The following is a 16,229-nucleotide window of genomic DNA, read 5'->3' on the forward strand; positions in this document are numbered from 1 at the left end:
CTATCTAGTTTGGAGGATATTTTTTTAGATACAAACAGAAAAAACCGCGAGATTTTCGCGGTTTTTCTTAGCCACAAGTTAGCTTAGTCTTCTTTTTTACGTTTTGCAAATCCGAATAATGACAGACCTGCTAAAGCGCTAAAGATTGCAAGACCAGCAGTAGAAGATTCTTTTGTTCCTGTATTTGGAAGTTGTGCAGTAGGATTTTGTGGATCGATATACTTCACTTCTTCTTTCGTTTCTGGAACGACAGGAATAGTTTGTTCTTCTGGTTTTGGTTGTGGAGTAGGTTGTGGTTGTGGTGTTGGTTGCGGTTGTGGAGTAGGTTGTGGCTGTGGCTCTGGTGTCGGAGTTGGATCCGGCATTGGAGTTGGTGTCACAGTCTTCTTGTAGATATGTTGAATGTTTCCATCTTTATCTACAACAGTCTTCACGAAGTCATAACCTGGGATATCTTTCTTCGGTTGTTCCCCATCTTCTGTTGGGTTACCTGGGATTGGGTCCCCATTTTCGTCTACATATGAAGTCGTCACTTTTTCATAGACGTGTTCAGTATCACCATTAGGCAATTTCTTCGTTTCCACAAAGCGGTAACCTGGAATTTCAGATTTTGGCTCTTCTCCATCAACTGCAGGATATCCTGGGATTTCCTTACCTTCTTTATCAACAAACTTAGTGATTGGAAGGACAGTTGGTGTGTAAGTTGCAGAAGCTTTTGTTCCGTTCACATCTTCACGAACCACTGTTACAGCTGGTGCTGTTCCAGTGAATTCAGGTTCTGGTGTGAAGGTTACAGTTCCATCTGCTGCTACTGTGTATGTACCAACACCTGGAATTGTCTTCGTAGTTGAACCATCTTCAAAGGTTGCTGGAACTCCGTCATTCATTGGTACACGGCTATCGCCTTCTGTGAAGGTTGGTTTGCCTGTTTGAGTGGCACCCTTCTTACCAATTGAAGTAGCTGGTTCTGCAGTTGGTGTAACTGGTGTTACAGTTGGTGTGTAAGTTGCGGTAATTGGTGTACCGTTCTTATCAACACGTTTCACTGTTACGCCTGTACCGGTTCCTGTGAATGATTTTTCTGGTACGAAGGTTACGGTTCCGTCTGGAGAAACGGTGTAAGTTCCTTCACCTGGAATAACTTTAGTAGTTGATCCATCTTCAAAGGTTGCAGGTACATCATCATCCATTGGTACACTTGGGTTACCAGGCGTGAAGCTTGGTTTACCTGTTTGAGTTTGACCTTGGATATCTGTTGATGTAGCAGGATCAGCTGTTGGTGTCACAGGTGTAACAGTTGGTGTGTAAGTTGCGGAAGCTTTTGTTCCGTTCTTATCTTCACGAACAACTGTTACTGCTGGTGCAGTTCCGACAAATGATTTCTCAGGTACGAATGTCACTGTTCCGTCTGGAGCAACTGTGTAAGTACCAACACCTTTAACTGTCTTCGTAGTTGAACCATCGTCAAATGTTGCTGGAACATCATCGTTCATTGGTACACGGCTGTCACCTTCAGTAAATACAGGTTTACCAGTTTGTGTTGCACCTTGGATGTCAGTAGATGTTGCTGGCTCAGCGGTTGGAGTTACTGGTGTTACAGTTGGTGTGTACTTAGCAGTAACTGGAGTACCGTTCTTATCAACACGTTTCACTGTTACGCCTGTACCTGTTCCTGTGAATGATTTTTCTGGTACGAAGGTTACGGTTCCGTCTGGAGCAACTGTGTAAGTTCCTTCACCTGGAATTGTCTTCGTAGTTGAACCATCTTCAAAGGTTGCTGGCACATCATCATCCATTGGGATTGCAGGGTTACCAGGTGTGAAGCTTGGTGTACCTGTTTGAGTTTTACCTTGGATATCTGTAGATGTTGCAGGGTCAGCAGTTGGTACAACCGGAGTAATCTTAGGTGTGTAGGTTGTTTCAGCAACTGTTCCGTTTGTATCTTTACCTTGAACCTTAACTGGAACAACATCACCTGAGTAAGATTTATCCGTTGGTGTGAAGGTCACAACACCTGTTTCTTTATCGACCGTGAAAGTACCAATTTCTTTACCTTCTGGTGACTTAGCAACTACAGATTCTGCTGGTTGGCCATTTTCGTCAAGAAGAGTAATGGTATCCTTGTCGATTGGTGCAACTGGGTCACCTTCAGTGAAGGTTACAGTTCCAGTTTGAACCACACCTTGAGGTGCTTCTGATTCAGCTGGACTTGCTGTTGGGGTTACTGGTGTCACAGTTGGTGTGTACTTAGCAGTAACTGGAGTACCGTTCTTATCAACACGTTTCACGGTTACGCCTGTACCTGTTCCTGTGAATGATTTTTCCGGTACGAAAGTAACAGTTCCATCTGGAGCTACTGTATAAGTACCTTCACCTGGAATAGTCTTGGTTGTTGATCCATCTTCAAATGTTGCAGGTGTATCATCATCCATTGGAACATTTGGATTACCTGGTGTGAAGGTTGGTGTACCTGTTTGCGTTTGACCTTGTTTGTCAGTAGATGTTGTATCTTCTGCAGTTGGTGTAACTGGTGTTACGGTTGGTGTATAAGTCGCAGAAGCTTTTGTTCCGTTCTTATCTTCACGAACCACTGTTACGGCTGGTGCAGTTCCAACGAATGATTTTTCTGGTACAAAGGTTACTGTACCGTCTGCTGCTACTGTGTATGTACCAACACCATCTACAGTCTTCGTAGTTGATCCATCATCGAAGGTTGCTGGAACATCATCGTTCATAGGTACACGGCTGTCACCTTCGGTGAATTTAGGTTTACCAGTTTGAGTTGCACCTTGGATATCTGTTGATTCAGCTGGTGTTGCTGTTGGAGTTACTGGTGTCACAGTTGGTGTGTACTTGGCTGTGATTTCAGTGCCGTTCTTATCCACGCGTTTCACTGTTACGCCTGAAGCAGTTCCAGTGAATGATTTTTCTGGTACGAAGGTTACGGTTCCATCTGGAGAAACAGTGTAAGTTCCTTCACCATCTACTGTCTTAGTGGTTGAACCATCTTCGAAGGTAGCTGGTGTATCTTCATCGATTGGTACATTTGGATTACCTTCTGTGAAGGTTGGTTTACCAGATTGTGTTTGACCTTGAATATCTGTCGATGTTGCAGGATCAGCTGTTGGTACGACTGGAGTAATCTTAGGTGTGTAAGTTGTTTCAGCAACAGTTCCGTTTGTATCTTTAGCTTGAACCTTAACTGGAACGACGTCACCTGAGTATGATTTATCCGTTGGTGTGAAGGTTACAAGACCTGTTTCTTTATCAACCGTGAAAGTACCGATTTCTTTACCTTCTGGTGATTTAGCAACTACTGATGCAGCTGGCTGACCATTTTCATCAAGAAGAGTAATGGTATCCTTGTCGATTGGTGCAACAGGATCACCTTCTGTGAAGGTTACACTTCCAGTTTGTACCACACCTTGAGGTGCTTCAGATTCAGCTGGAGTTGCTGTAGGTGTTACTGGAGTCACAGTTGGTGTGTACTTAGCAGTAACTGGAGTACCATTCTTATCGACACGTTTCACAGTCACGCCTGTTGCTGTTCCTGTGAATGATTTTTCTGGTACGAAAGTAACTGTTCCGTCTGGAGCTACTGTGTAAGTTCCTTCGCCTGGAATTGTCTTGGTTGTTGATCCATCTTCAAAGGTTGCAGGTGTATCATCATCCATTGGAACATTTGGATTACCAGGTGTGAAGGTTGGTTTACCTGTTTGCTCTTGACCTTGTTTATCAGTCGAAGTTGCATCTTCAGCTGTTGGAGTCACAGGAGTTACTGTTGGTGTATAAGTTGCAGATGCTTTGGTTCCGTTTTTATCTTCACGAACCACTGTCACTGCTGGTGCAGTTCCGACAAATGATTTTTCTGGAACGAATGTTACTGTACCATCAGCTGCCACTGTGTAAGTACCAACGCCTTCTACTGTCTTAGTTGTAGAACCATCATCAAATGTTGCTGGAACATCATCATTCATTGGTACACGGCTGTCTCCTGCAGTGAATTCAGGTTTGCCTGTTTGAGTAGCACCTTGAATATCAGTTGTTTCAACAGGTGTAGCTGTTGGTTTAACAGGAGTTACTGTTGGTGTATAAGTTGCTTGAGCTTTGGTTCCGTTCTCATCTTCACGAACAACGGTTACAGCTGGAGCAGTTCCAACGAATGATTTTTCTGGAACGAATGTTACAGTTCCGTCTGCTGCTACTGTGTAAGTACCAACACCTTCTACTGTCTTAGTTGTAGAACCATCGTCAAAGGTTGCTGGAACAGCATCGTTGATTTCAACAGTCTTCTCAACGCCATCAACCGTTACAGTTCCACCCTTGAATTCAGGTTTACCTGTTTGAGTAGCACCTTGAATGTCAGTAGTTTCAGCTGGGGTTGCTGTTGGAGTTACTGGAACGATTTCAGGTGTGTAAGTTGTATCAACTTTAATACCGTTTGAGCTTTCAGCTTGAACCTTAACTGGAGTAACTGCACCAGTGTATGATTTATCTGTTGGTGTGAAGGTTACTTGGCCAGTTGCTGGGTCAATAGAGAACGTACCGATTTCAGTTATTCCATCTGCAGCATAAGCTGGTGTGCTTGAAACTTCGTTACCATCTTTGTCCAACAATGTGTAGCTATTGTCTTTAATCGTGATCGCTTTATCTTGACCATTTACTTCAACAGTTGTACCCGCAAAGGTTGGTGTTCCTGTTTGAGTAGCACCTTGGATATCTTTAGAGGTTGCTGGTTTAGCTGTAGGAACAGCTGCTACAACTGTTGGTGTGTAACTTGCATCTGAAGTGATGGTGGTTGTTTTACCATCTTCATTTGTAATCGTTGCAGTCGCTTGGACTTTCACTCCAGTTGCAGTTCCAACAAAGTCTTTTTCAGGTGTGAAGGTCACTGCTCCTGTAGTCGGATCGATTGTGTAAGTTCCTTCACCCGCTACAGTCACTGTTGTTTCATCAGTTGGTTGACCTGTTGCAGGGTCAATCAACTTCTTGCTAGTGATTTTAGCAGTCTTGTCGTTACTTAAATCAAAGGTTGGTGTTTGGGTTTGAGGGACATTTTGAATGTCTTCAGAAACTTTATTTGTTGGAGTAAGAGTGACTGGATTTACAGTTGGTGTGTAAGTTGCAGAAGCTTTGGTTCCGTTCTTATCTTCACGAACAACAGTTACGGCTGGAGCAGTACCAGTAAAGCTTGGTTCTGGAACAAAGGTTACTGTACCATCAGCTGCTACTGTGTATGTACCAACTCCATCAACTGTCTTAGTTGTTGAGCCATCATCAAATGTTGCTGGAACGTCATCGTTCATTGGTACACGGCTGTCGCCTTCAGTGAAGGTTGGTTTGCCTGATTGAGTAGCACCTTGAACGCCTGATGTTTCTGCTGGTGTTGCAGTTGGAGTCACAGGAGTTACTGTTGGTGTATAAGTTGCAGATGCTTTGGTTCCGTTCTTATCTTCACGAACTACTGTCACTGCAGGTGCAGTTCCGACGAATGACTTCTCAGGAACAAATGTAACTGTTCCGTCTACTGCTACTGTGTAAGTACCAACGCCTTCAACCGTCTTAGTTGTAGAACCGTCGTCGAATGTTGCTGGAACATCTTCGTTGATTGGAACAGTCTTTTCAACACCGTTAACTTCAACTGTACCACCCTTGAATTCAGGTTTGCCAGTTTGAGTAGCACCTTGAATGTCTTTTGTTTCTGCTGGTGTTGCAGTTGGTGTGACAGGAGTTACTGTTGGTGTATAAGTTGCAGATGCTTTTGTTCCGTTCTTATCTTCACGTACCACTGTCACTGCTGGTGCAGTTCCGACAAATGATTTTTCTGGAACGAATGTTACAGTTCCGTCTGCTGCTACTGTGTAAGTACCAACTCCTTCAACAGTCTTAGTTGTTGAGCCATCGTCAAATGTTGCTGGAACAGCATCGTTGATTTCAACAGTCTTCTCAACGCCATCAACCGTTACAGTTCCACCCTTAAATTCTGGTTTACCTGTTTGAGTAGCCCCTTGAATGTCAGTGGTTTCAGCTGGTGTTGCTGTTGGAGTTACTGGAACGATTTCTGGTGTATAAGTTGTATCCACCTTGATACCGTTTGAGCTTTCAGCTTGAACCTTAACTGGTGTAACTGCACCAGTGTATGATTTATCCGTTGGTGTGAAGGTTACTTGGCCAGTTGCTGGGTCAATAGAGAACTTACCGATTTCAGTTGTTCCATCTGCCGCATAAGCTGGTGTGCTTGAAACTTCGTTACCATCTTTATCCAACAATGTGTAGCTATTGTCTTTAATAGTGACTTCTTTGTCTTTACCATTTACAGAAACAGTTGTACCCGCAAAGGTTGGTGTACCTGTTTGAGTAGCACCTTGGATATCCTTAGAGGTTGCTGGTTGTGCAGTTGGTTTAGCAGCCACTACTGTTGGTGTGTATGTTGCATCAGAAGTGATGGTTGCAGTCTTACCTTTTTCATTGGTAATGGTTGCTGTCGCTTGGACTTTCACTCCAGTCGCAGTTCCAACAAAGTCTTTTTCAGGTGTGAAGGTCACTGCTCCTGTAGTCGGATCGATTGTGTAAGTTCCTTCACCTGCTACAGTCACAGTTGTTTCATCTGTTGGTTGACCTGTTGCAGGGTCAATCAATTTCTTGCTTGTGATTTGAGCAGTCTTGTCGTTACTTAAATCAAAGGTTGGTGTTTGGGTTTGAGGGACATTTTGAATGTCTTCAGAAACCTTGTTTGTAGGAGTCACTGTGATTGGTGTAACAGTTGGAGTGTACTTAGCTGTTGCTGTCTTGAGGTATTCATCACGAACTAAACCATCTTTGTCTTGTCCAACTGGAGCTGTGAGCGAAACTGTTACACCGTTTGCAGTACCTGTAAATCCAGGTTCTGGTACGAAAGTTACTTGACCAGTCGTATCATCGATGGTGTAAGTTCCTTCTCCTGCTACAGTCACAGAAGTTGCATTTGTTGGTTGACCTGTTGCAGGGTCTACCAATTTAGCAGGATATGTTGCACTTGGAGTGACAGTAATCTTAGTACCATCTTGGTTCGTTCCAACTACATTAAAGGTTGGTGTACCGGTTTGTGTAGCTCCTTGCACATCGGTAGACGTCTTGTCTTCGCCTTCCATGTCTTTTGGAGTAACTGTTGGGATGTATAGACCGTCCATAGTATTGATGGCCGTATCGACATTTGCTTCATCGGCCGGGAATTTCGTTGACCAACCTGTATCATAGCCATTGGTATCTGTACGACGAATCGAAATACCATCCGCTGTTCCTAAGAAGTGATCTTCAGGAATGAACTCAACATCCACAGAAGTTCCGTTTGGAGTGATCTTGTATTTCCCTTGACCAGCTACAGCATAGTAGCCATCTGCTCCAGGTGTTACGACTTGCCCTGTACGGTTATCGATCATTTGTGGAGCTACTGTTTCATCAATTTTTGCTGACTCAGTAAGGCTATAGCCTTGCAAACCTCGAGCAGTAAAGGCTACGGTTGCTGTTTGTTTCTCAGCTTGAGGGCCAGTTGTTTCTTTGACTTCTCCTTTTGGTGGGTGAGTGATTTGAGTCTTAAAGTCCTCAACTTCCCCTGAAAAGGCCATTCCCGTCGGACTCTCAATTTGAGTAGCATCCTTAGCAATACGGACACGTACCCCTAATTCATTGACACTAGGGTCGATATAGGTTTTGCTTTTGGTGAATCTTAGAGTAACGGGTCCATCCTTAGTAATGGTTGCTAAATCAGAGCGTTCGTCTTCATCAAAGGTACCGTTTTGGTTAAAGTCAACCCAACCATAAATATTGGCTTGAGGCGCCCCATCTGTGTGAGCTTCAACAGTAATCGTATAATTCCCTGGTTTGGTACGATCCATCTTGATCAACTCATTGGTTTTTCCTTTGAGGTCATTCGGAAGCAATTGGTCGATGCCTTCATCAGCTGTCGTCGCTTTATCATCACCGGTCCAATCAAGAGTGTTGTTTTCATCCATATCTGGGCTCAAGTGACCAAGATAAGGTTGGTTGATTTTTTTACCGGTTATTCCATCAACCGTTGCGATAGAATGAACAGCCTTGCCATATGATTCAGGAGCATCTCCCTCATCAAGCGGGAAGAATCCAAGCATAGCTGATTGTTTACCTGAGGATGCGATATACAAACCAACTTCGGACGCTCCACGTGTCATTACCATAGGTACGGCAATCGTGCTTGCAGAAACGTTAGGACCAAATACGCCTGTTCCTAAACCACCTGTCTTCAAGTCTGCGCTTCCATAGTATTTCCATGCTACAGTTTTACCGTCTTCACCCACACCAGTTGCTCTACGTAAAAGGTTTAAGTTAAGTGCACTAATGTTAACTCCATCAACGTTTACAATACCGTAATTTTTTGACGGGTCAAATAGATCTGCTGTATTTTGAGGAACATAATTTTTTGTATTCTTATTATTATTTTTAAACCATTCCCCAACATGTTGCCAACCTGAACCGTTTGTAGTGAAGAGTACTAACTCACCTGGGTTAGCTGACTCACCATCCGCCATGACAATAGCAGGTTTGACCGCTTTCCCGCGGAAGGTCGCAGAAATTTCAAACTGAACACCGATATTTCCACCGTTGAATTCTGAAGAAATCGTAGTTTGTTTATTACCAGTGTCGATCCCTTCTTTACGGATTTCAGTCCATCTATTTTGTGGATCCGCAATTACTTTTGCTTCTTCTTTATTATTAAAAGCAGCTTTTGTTGCTGCATCATTAATAGAGTTGATATATCCATTTTTTGCATTTGGATCATAAGTTGCTTTTTCTGCTTCTGTTGCTCCTCGCTCTTCAAGACGTTTTTTATAGAGTTCAGTTGCTTGGAATGGTTTCAAAGACTTAACCTTGATGGTAACTACATAGCCTGGCATTATTTCCTTAGTATAGGTAGCACCAACTTGGAGTGCAAGTTTGCCATCTGACGTTGTCGTTGTACCTGTCCAGTTAGCCTTATCCCCAAAGTCCAACCATGAGATTTGACTAGCAAGGTCTGCGGCTTTTACATTTGTTGTAAAGCCTGGTTTTTCTTCTTTCGGAGTTGAAGTTGCATCGACAACATCATCCCCAATCAAGTTTGGATCATTTGCGTCACCCAATGCACGGCGATTACGGCGTTTACCACCAGATGTTTCTGCCGTCACAGCAGGAGTTTCAGTTGCTGGTGCTTGGACACCTGACGCAAGTTCTTCCTTCTTATCTGTAGTTGTTGAAACTGCTTCTGCTGCCTTGTTTGCTGACGTAGTCACTTCTAGGCTTGGTGCAGTTGATGTTGCTGGTGCAGTTGAGGCTGCAGACGCTGCTGTACTGGTGCTACTTGCTTCACTAGTTGAAGCAGGTGCTGTTGATGTTGCTGCAGCAGTTGAAGTCTCTGGTGCAGTGATTGCTGCGTTTGCATCATAAGTAGATGTCGTTGCAGCTGTTGATGTTGCTGAAGTTGCTGTAGCTGTTGAAGTTGCGGACGCTTCTGACGCTGTTGCAACTGTTGCTACATTTTCACTTGTCGTATCTGTCTTTTCTTCTGCGGCTGCACTTGCTGCTGTACCAACCATGACAAGTGTCCCCAAAAGTACTGAGCAAACACCCACATTCAATTTACGAATTGAGAATCTGCTAATACGATCATTAAATAAGTCTTTCCCCATCTAATGGACCTCCATATTTATCTATAAATTAACATTCTTTTTAAAATTGTTTAGTTTTTACAAACCTTATCTATTTTAACGAAAACCGAACGATTTTCAAAACATTTTGACTCAAAAATGAGTAAAAATTTTTAGCTAAAATTGTTTTAATTCTAAAAGGATTTTACCAATTGATCAAGGCATCAAAAAACCTTGATTTATTACTAAATGGCAAGATCGAACTTCAATTGTGGCTTCACTGGGTCATAATCGACAAGTTCAAAATCTTCTGGTTTGATATTAAAGAAATTGGTCCCATCTGGCACATTCAAGACCAAGCGCGGTTGGCAATCTGAGGGCTCGCGACGGAGCAATTCTTCTGCTTGTTCAAATTGATTATCATAAATATGAAGATTATTAATAAAGTAAAAGAATTTTCCGACCTTCCAGCCAAAGTGCTTGGCAATCATCATCTGAAGAGCAACATATTGCATGGCATTGATATGGTGAGCTACCAACATATCATTCGAACGCTGGGTCAAGGTTGCATCTAGATAGATCTCTCCATCCACGCGCCGTACGTCAAACATGGTCTGAAAAGCACAGGGCAAGAGTCCTTCCGTCTCCTCGAAGGCATCATAATCCCAGAGGGAAATAATATTGCGGCGATTCCAAGGATTGGCTTCTAATTGCTTGAGGATCTTGTTCGTAATGTCATGCTTTTTGACGACAGCTCCATAGCGCTGACCGATTGTCCGGCTATCTCCTACTTCCCAATCATTCCAGTAGTGGACATTGTACTTGTCTTCTAAAAGATCCAAACTATTCGACTGATCCTGGTAGATCCAGAGCATCTCTTTGATAGCTGATTTAATCGCGATGGGACGAAGGGTGGTAATGGGAAACTCGCCTTTTGCGAGGTCGAATTCCATAAAGGCTCCCGTGATATACTTGGAGTTGGCCGTTCTACCATCCTTGTACTTGGGACGCGCCTGCTCTGACCAGACTCCTTCTTCCATGATTTTTCGAATGTTTTCTTTAAAAATTGTATCTGCTTTTGTCATATACTCTCCTTGAATCCAGTTTTGTCTTCATTATATCACAGGAGACAGAAAAAAGGAGATCCCAGCACGAGCCAGATCTCCATTTCATCTTATTGTAATACAAGGGATGCAGCACCGATGACACCGGCGTCATTTCCCAAAGTAGCAAGTGCCAATTGAGTAGATTCACGCACTTGTGGGAATGAGTTTTCTTCAAAGACCTTGCGCACACCATCCAAGAGGAAGTCTCCAGCAGCGGAAACCCCACCACCGATAACGATCTTAGATGGGTTCAAGGTTGAACCGATGTTAGCAGCAGCAAGTCCAAGGTAACGTGAGAAGTTCTTGTAGACGATCAAAGCAAGAGCATCGCCTTCTTTTGCCAGGTCAAAGACCGTTTTAGCCGTTACTTCTTCTCCGTTGTCGATCAAGACTTTCAATTGAGAGTCCCCTTCGTACTCATCGGCATAACGACGAGTCAAATTGACGATACCTGTTGCAGATGCAACCGTTTCAAGACAGCCTTTTTTACCACAGGTACATTGGATTGGATCATCAAAGTCAACAGTGATGTGACCAAGCTCCCCAGCAGCTCCACGTACACCGTGCAAGAGACGACCTTCAGCGACGATCCCACCGCCGACACCAGTACCAAGTGTCATGAAGACAACATCTGGTTGGTTTTCACCAGCCCCTTTCCAACGTTCACCCAAAGCAGCAACGTTGGCATCGTTGTCGATGAAGAATGGAATGTGAAGCGCACTTTCGATTTTTTCTTTGACTGGTTGAAGGGTCTTCCAGTTCAAGTTGTAGGCACCGATAACGGTTCCTTTTTCGCGGTCGACAACACCAGGTGAACCCATTCCAATTCCTTGGAATTCAGCAGCATCTAGTCCCAACAATTCCAAACGATGGGCGATAGACTCGATCATATCATCCACGATATGGCTACCTTCATCTAAGATATTTGTTTTAATAGACCATTTTTCTTGAACTTCCCCATCCAAAGTAAGGATGGCAAACTTAATTGAAGTTCCCCCAAGGTCAATCCCAATAATTTTTTTAGACATCTGTAACTCCTTTCAAACTTGTAAACACTTACAGATCTATTATATCAGACTTTTTATCAAACGCAAAGGTTTGCACGTAACTTTTCTTAACTTTTTAACAAGAGACTAAAAGATTGAAATCCTAAAATGAGGAAAATCAAGCCAATAATATTTAATAGAAAGACGCTAATCGAAAGCGGACTAACGATTAAGAATAAGCCGATGAAGAGCTGTAGCAAGGCAAAGAAAATATAACGCTTGGACAGTTCCTCAACCTTCCTCGAGTAGAAATTGGCTTTTCGGAAGTTTAAAATCGAACGGTAGATCAGCCAAATTCCTAAAGTGACTGGAAATACAATCGGCAAGGTCTTGTAGCCATAGAGCAGTAAGTAGACCGCAAAAACCAAAGCGACCATACTGTGAAAGAGCTGTTGCTGCTGAATGATACCAGCTTGGCGCAATCGGTAATAGCGTGAAAAACGCGAAAGGGAAATTAAAAAGAAGCCACAGGAAATCAACCAGCTAAATGAGCCGATGTGCTCAATCGGATTGATAAACAAGACGATACCGATAATGGTAAAAATAGTGGCTGAAATCCCAAGGGATATACGGTTCAATTGATTCATAGGGCCTCCTTATTCATCTAATTCGCTCAGGTATTCATAGCGATCGTATTTCTCAAGCAATCGCTCATTTTCCTGATCCAATTCCTTTTGAAGAGCTGACAATTTGCCAAAGTCAGAGCCGTTTTCATTCATCTCCACTTCAATCTCTGCGATCCGATTTTCAATCGCTTCGATATCTGCTTCAATGCTCGCCCACTCTTGCTTTTCCATGTAGCTCATGCGCTTCTTCTCTTCTTTTGGCTTGACAGGTTTCTCTTTTTCAACCTTGTGACTAGCCGTTACTTGAGCAGCTTCAAAGGCTTTCTCATCCAGGTAATCCGTATAATTGCCAAAGAACTCACGAATGCCCCCATTTTCAAAAGCCAGGATCTTGCTTGCAACCTTGTCTAGGAAATAGCGGTCGTGGCTAACGGTAATGACGGGACCTCCAAAGTTTTGAAGAAAGTTTTCCAAAACCGTCAAGGTTGCGATATCCAAATCATTGGTTGGCTCATCGAGGAGAAGCACATTGGGTTTTTCAATCAAGAGTTTTAAGAGAAAGAGGCGTTTCTTCTCCCCACCGGAGAGTTTTTCGATTAAGGTTCCGTGCATGGAACGCGGGAAGAGAAATTGCTCTAAGAGATCTGCTATCGAAGTTGTCCCAACGGTCGTCTTCACTTCCTCAGCAACTTCCTGGAGGAAATTAATCACGCGCTTGCTCTCATCCAACCCATCAATCTGTTGAGAGAAATAAGCCACCCGCACAGTTCCCCCGATAATGACTTGCCCAGACTGTGGCTGGAGTCGCTCAGCGATCAAATTGAGTAGAGTCGATTTTCCGACGCCATTATCTCCGACGATCCCGATGCGGTCCTTGTTTTGGACTAAGAGGTTAAAGTCCTGTAAAATTGGTTTGTTTTCAAAAGCAAAACTCACATCTTTAAACTCGATGACTTTCTTTCCGATTCGGCTGGTCTCAAAGTTCATCTCCAAATCTGTCTGGCTGCTTTGACCAGACAAGTCTTGTTTGAGATCATGGAATCGATTGATCCGCGCCTGTTGCTTGGTCGCACGCGCCTGTGGTTGACGCCGCATCCAGGTTAACTCCTGCTTATAGAGTTGCTGCTTCTTATGAAGAAGGGCTGCATCACGCTCGTCTTGCTCAGCCTTTAAGCGGACATAATCCTGGTAGTTGCCCTGATACTCGATCAAGCCACCTCGATCCAACTCAAAGATCCGCGTCGAGATATTATCCAAGAAATAGCGATCGTGAGTAATGAAGAGCACGGTTTTCTTAGAGTTCTTTAAGAAATTGGTCAACCATTCGATGGTATCAATGTCCAGGTGGTTGGTCGGCTCATCTAGTAAGAGCAGGTCGTGATGAGACAGCAAAACTTGGGCCAGTTGCACCCGACGACGCAAGCCCCCAGATAGATCCCCAACTTTGGCATTCAAATCTTCAATCCCAAGTTTGGAAAGGACTGTCTTGACCTGACTCTCGATTTCCCAAGCATTGAGCGAATCCATCTCCGCCATGACCTTTTCAAGACGGGCTTGATTCTCTTCTCGGTAATCCGCCATCAAGTATTCATAATCACGAATCAGCTGCATTTCGCGCAAATCACTAGATAGCACCGTATCCAGAACCGTCTTTTGATCATCAAAGTCTGGCTCCTGAGTCAAGTAGCCAATCGTATAATCACTCTTTGCAGAAAAAGGACTCACATCTCCATCAAAGCCAGAGCGACCTGACAACACATCTAACAGAGTGGTCTTGCCAGTTCCATTGACTCCGATCAGTCCGATCCGATCCAAGTCGTGAATGATAAAGGAAATCTCACGAAAGACAGTCTTATCTCCGACCGATTTGGTTAATTTATCGACAATAAAATCGCTCATTATTCCTCCTCTTTTACTTGCTGGATATAGGCGATGATGGCCTCTTTCTCATTAGCCAGCTCCCCATCGACAATGGCATATTCAATCTTTGTCAACATCTCCCCTAAGGCTGGACCCGGTTGGAAGCCATATTCCTTGATCAGCATACCGCCATTGACCACCACTTCATGCTTATCATGAATGGTCAAGCTATCATAAACGCGCTCAATGGCCAAATAATCCACACTCAAGGCATACGCTTCACGGAGCTCTTCAGCTAGTAGCAACAAACGCTTCTCATACTTGTAGCAGGCACGCTGGTCTAGACTTCCATTTTCTCGAAGTTTTAGAATCTCCACGATCTGCTCCACCGTCTTGGCAAAGTCTCTAGAGGTCTTCCATTTCTTAAAGAATTTTGGAATATCTTGAATCTCTAATGCTAAGACCAAAGCAGCCCAGGCTTGCTCAGAAGTTGAAAAGGTATATTCTAGCTCTATATCAAACAACCGCTCGATCACTTCTTTACGATCCTTCATCTCTGGCAGATAGTGATAGGCTCCACTGGCCAGCATGGCTTCCAATCCCTGTCTCCAGTATGGGGAAAGTAAGAGCTTATCAAACTCGATGAAGGTGCGCTCTACTGAAATCTTTTCAAGTAATGGAGCACACTCCTTCATGGCATCAAAGGTTGCCTCTTCTAATTCAAAGCCAAGACTGGCCTGAAAACGAAAGCCTCGCATGATCCGGAGCGCATCTTCGTTAAACCGTTCGTTTGGAAGGCCAACCGCCCGAAGAACCTTGTTTTCTAAATCTTCTAGTCCATGAAAGAGATCAACAATTTCTCCTTTTTCATTTAAGGCAAAGGCATTCACCGTAAAATCACGACGCTTGAGGTCTTCTTCTAGTGAGCGTACAAAAGACACGGAGCTTGGACGGCGATAATCGACATAGACATCCTCCGTCCGGAAGGTCGTAATTTCATATTCTTGCCCATTTTCAAGGACCAAGACGGTCCCATGTTCGATACCGACATCTACTGTGCGATCAAAAATCGCCTTGGTCTCTTCTGGGTATGAGGAGGAAGCGATATCGACATCGTGAATGGGACGATCCAAGAGGGCATCACGGACAGATCCCCCGACAAAATAGGCCTCAAAACCAGCTGCTTTAATCTTCTCTAATATTGGTAAAGCCTCCTGAAACTCAGAAGGCATCTTTTCTAATCTCATAGTAAGTGTTCCAAACCATAGACAAGCTCATGACGCTTGACAACTTCTTTAATTCCTAGATTTACTCCTGTCATGAAGGAAACACGATCATAGGAATCATGACGGAGAGTCAACCCTTCGCCTTGGCTACCAAAAATCACCTCTTGGTGAGCGACTAGGCCAGGCAATCGAACCGAATGGATGCGCATCCCTTCAAACTCTGCACCTCTTGCTCCAGGCATCAACTCTTCTTCATCTGCTGCACCTTGCTGGATCTTCTCGCGCTTCTCAGAGATCAACTCAGCGGTCTTAATCGCTGTTCCACTCGGTGCATCTTTTTTCTTATCGTGGTGCAATTCGATGATTTCCACATTCGGGAAATACTTGGCTGCTTGCGCTGCAAATTGCATCAAGAGCACGGCTCCGATGGCAAAGTTCGGCGCGATCAAGCCACCCAGGCCCTTTTCACGTGAAAGGTCTGTCAATTCTTGGATCTGCTCAGGAGTGAATCCAGTCGTTCCCACAACAGGCGCAAAGCCATTCTCAATTGCAAAGCGAGTATTTTCGTAAGCGACCTTGGGCATGGTAAAATCTACCCAAACATCTGCCTCTAGACCCACAAGATCTTCTTTGCGGTTAAAGACAGGGACTCCTGCAACCTCTGTCTCATCAGTAAATGGATCGATCAAGCCAGCTAATTCTAACTCAGGATCTTCAGACACCATCTTGTAGGCTGCTTGTCCCATTTTTCCCTTGAAACCTGCGATAATGACTTTAATTGACATAG

The 16,229-nt window shown here is 43.9% G+C and carries 7 protein-coding genes; all 7 read right to left on the reverse strand.

Going from position 1 to position 16,229, the window contains the following annotated elements; genetic code table 11:
* Positions 1-83: 83 nt before the first annotated feature.
* The 7 genes from WKT08_RS01015 to dapB all read right to left on the reverse strand — a co-directional run bounded on the left by WKT08_RS01015 (position 84) and on the right by dapB (position 16,227).
* Positions 84-9,680 (reverse strand): CshA/CshB family fibrillar adhesin-related protein, encoded by a 9,597-nt coding sequence (locus tag WKT08_RS01015; RefSeq protein WP_340279562.1) that lies wholly within the window; start codon positions 9,678-9,680, stop codon positions 84-86.
* Between the two features lie 203 nt (positions 9,681-9,883).
* Positions 9,884-10,723 carry a thymidylate synthase gene (locus tag WKT08_RS01020; protein WP_340279563.1) on the reverse strand — a complete coding sequence of 280 codons (840 nt, stop codon included), beginning with the start codon at positions 10,721-10,723 and terminating at the stop codon, positions 9,884-9,886.
* An 89-nt stretch (positions 10,724-10,812) separates the two neighbouring features.
* The gene (locus tag WKT08_RS01025; RefSeq protein WP_340279564.1) at positions 10,813-11,772 is read right to left on the reverse strand and encodes an ROK family glucokinase; all 960 of its coding nucleotides are present in this window, start codon (positions 11,770-11,772) and stop codon (positions 10,813-10,815) included.
* A gap of 86 nt (positions 11,773-11,858) precedes the next feature.
* A complete protein-coding gene (locus WKT08_RS01030; RefSeq protein ID WP_024055631.1) occupies positions 11,859-12,377 on the reverse strand; it encodes a hypothetical protein in 519 nt (172 codons plus the stop codon).
* Positions 12,378-12,386: 9 nt separating this feature from the next.
* On the reverse strand, positions 12,387-14,255 hold the full coding sequence (locus tag WKT08_RS01035) for an ABC-F family ATP-binding cassette domain-containing protein (protein WP_340279565.1): 1,869 nt from the start codon (positions 14,253-14,255) through the stop codon (positions 12,387-12,389).
* Positions 14,255-15,463 carry a CCA tRNA nucleotidyltransferase gene (locus WKT08_RS01040; RefSeq protein ID WP_340279566.1) on the reverse strand — a complete coding sequence of 403 codons (1,209 nt, stop codon included), beginning with the start codon at positions 15,461-15,463 and terminating at the stop codon, positions 14,255-14,257. Before WKT08_RS01040 ends, WKT08_RS01035 begins: the two co-directional genes overlap by 1 nt.
* The gene (dapB, locus tag WKT08_RS01045) at positions 15,460-16,227 is read right to left on the reverse strand and encodes a 4-hydroxy-tetrahydrodipicolinate reductase (RefSeq protein WP_003007457.1); all 768 of its coding nucleotides are present in this window, start codon (positions 16,225-16,227) and stop codon (positions 15,460-15,462) included. The genes WKT08_RS01040 and dapB overlap by 4 nt, the downstream gene beginning before the upstream one ends.
* Positions 16,228-16,229 lie beyond the last annotated feature (2 nt).

The organism is Streptococcus sp. HCA-5024, from assembly GCF_037890265.1.
In the GTDB taxonomy this organism is placed as follows: Bacteria; Bacillota; Bacilli; order Lactobacillales; family Streptococcaceae; genus Streptococcus; species Streptococcus lingualis.

What these genes read in the sequence shown, in the direction of transcription:
- WKT08_RS01015 (WP_340279562.1), bottom strand. Translation starts at nt 9,680, where the DNA reads ATGGGGAAAGACTTATTTAATGATCGTATTAGCAGATTCTCAATTCGT.
- WKT08_RS01020 (WP_340279563.1), bottom strand. Translation starts at nt 10,723, where the DNA reads ATGACAAAAGCAGATACAATTTTTAAAGAAAACATTCGAAAAATCATG.
- WKT08_RS01030 (WP_024055631.1), bottom strand. Translation starts at nt 12,377, where the DNA reads ATGAATCAATTGAACCGTATATCCCTTGGGATTTCAGCCACTATTTTT.
- dapB (WP_003007457.1), bottom strand. Translation starts at nt 16,227, where the DNA reads ATGTCAATTAAAGTCATTATCGCAGGTTTCAAGGGAAAAATGGGACAA.
- WKT08_RS01035 (WP_340279565.1), bottom strand. Translation starts at nt 14,255, where the DNA reads ATGAGCGATTTTATTGTCGATAAATTAACCAAATCGGTCGGAGATAAG.
- WKT08_RS01025 (WP_340279564.1), bottom strand. Translation starts at nt 11,772, where the DNA reads ATGTCTAAAAAAATTATTGGGATTGACCTTGGGGGAACTTCAATTAAG.
- WKT08_RS01040 (WP_340279566.1), bottom strand. Translation starts at nt 15,463, where the DNA reads ATGAGATTAGAAAAGATGCCTTCTGAGTTTCAGGAGGCTTTACCAATA.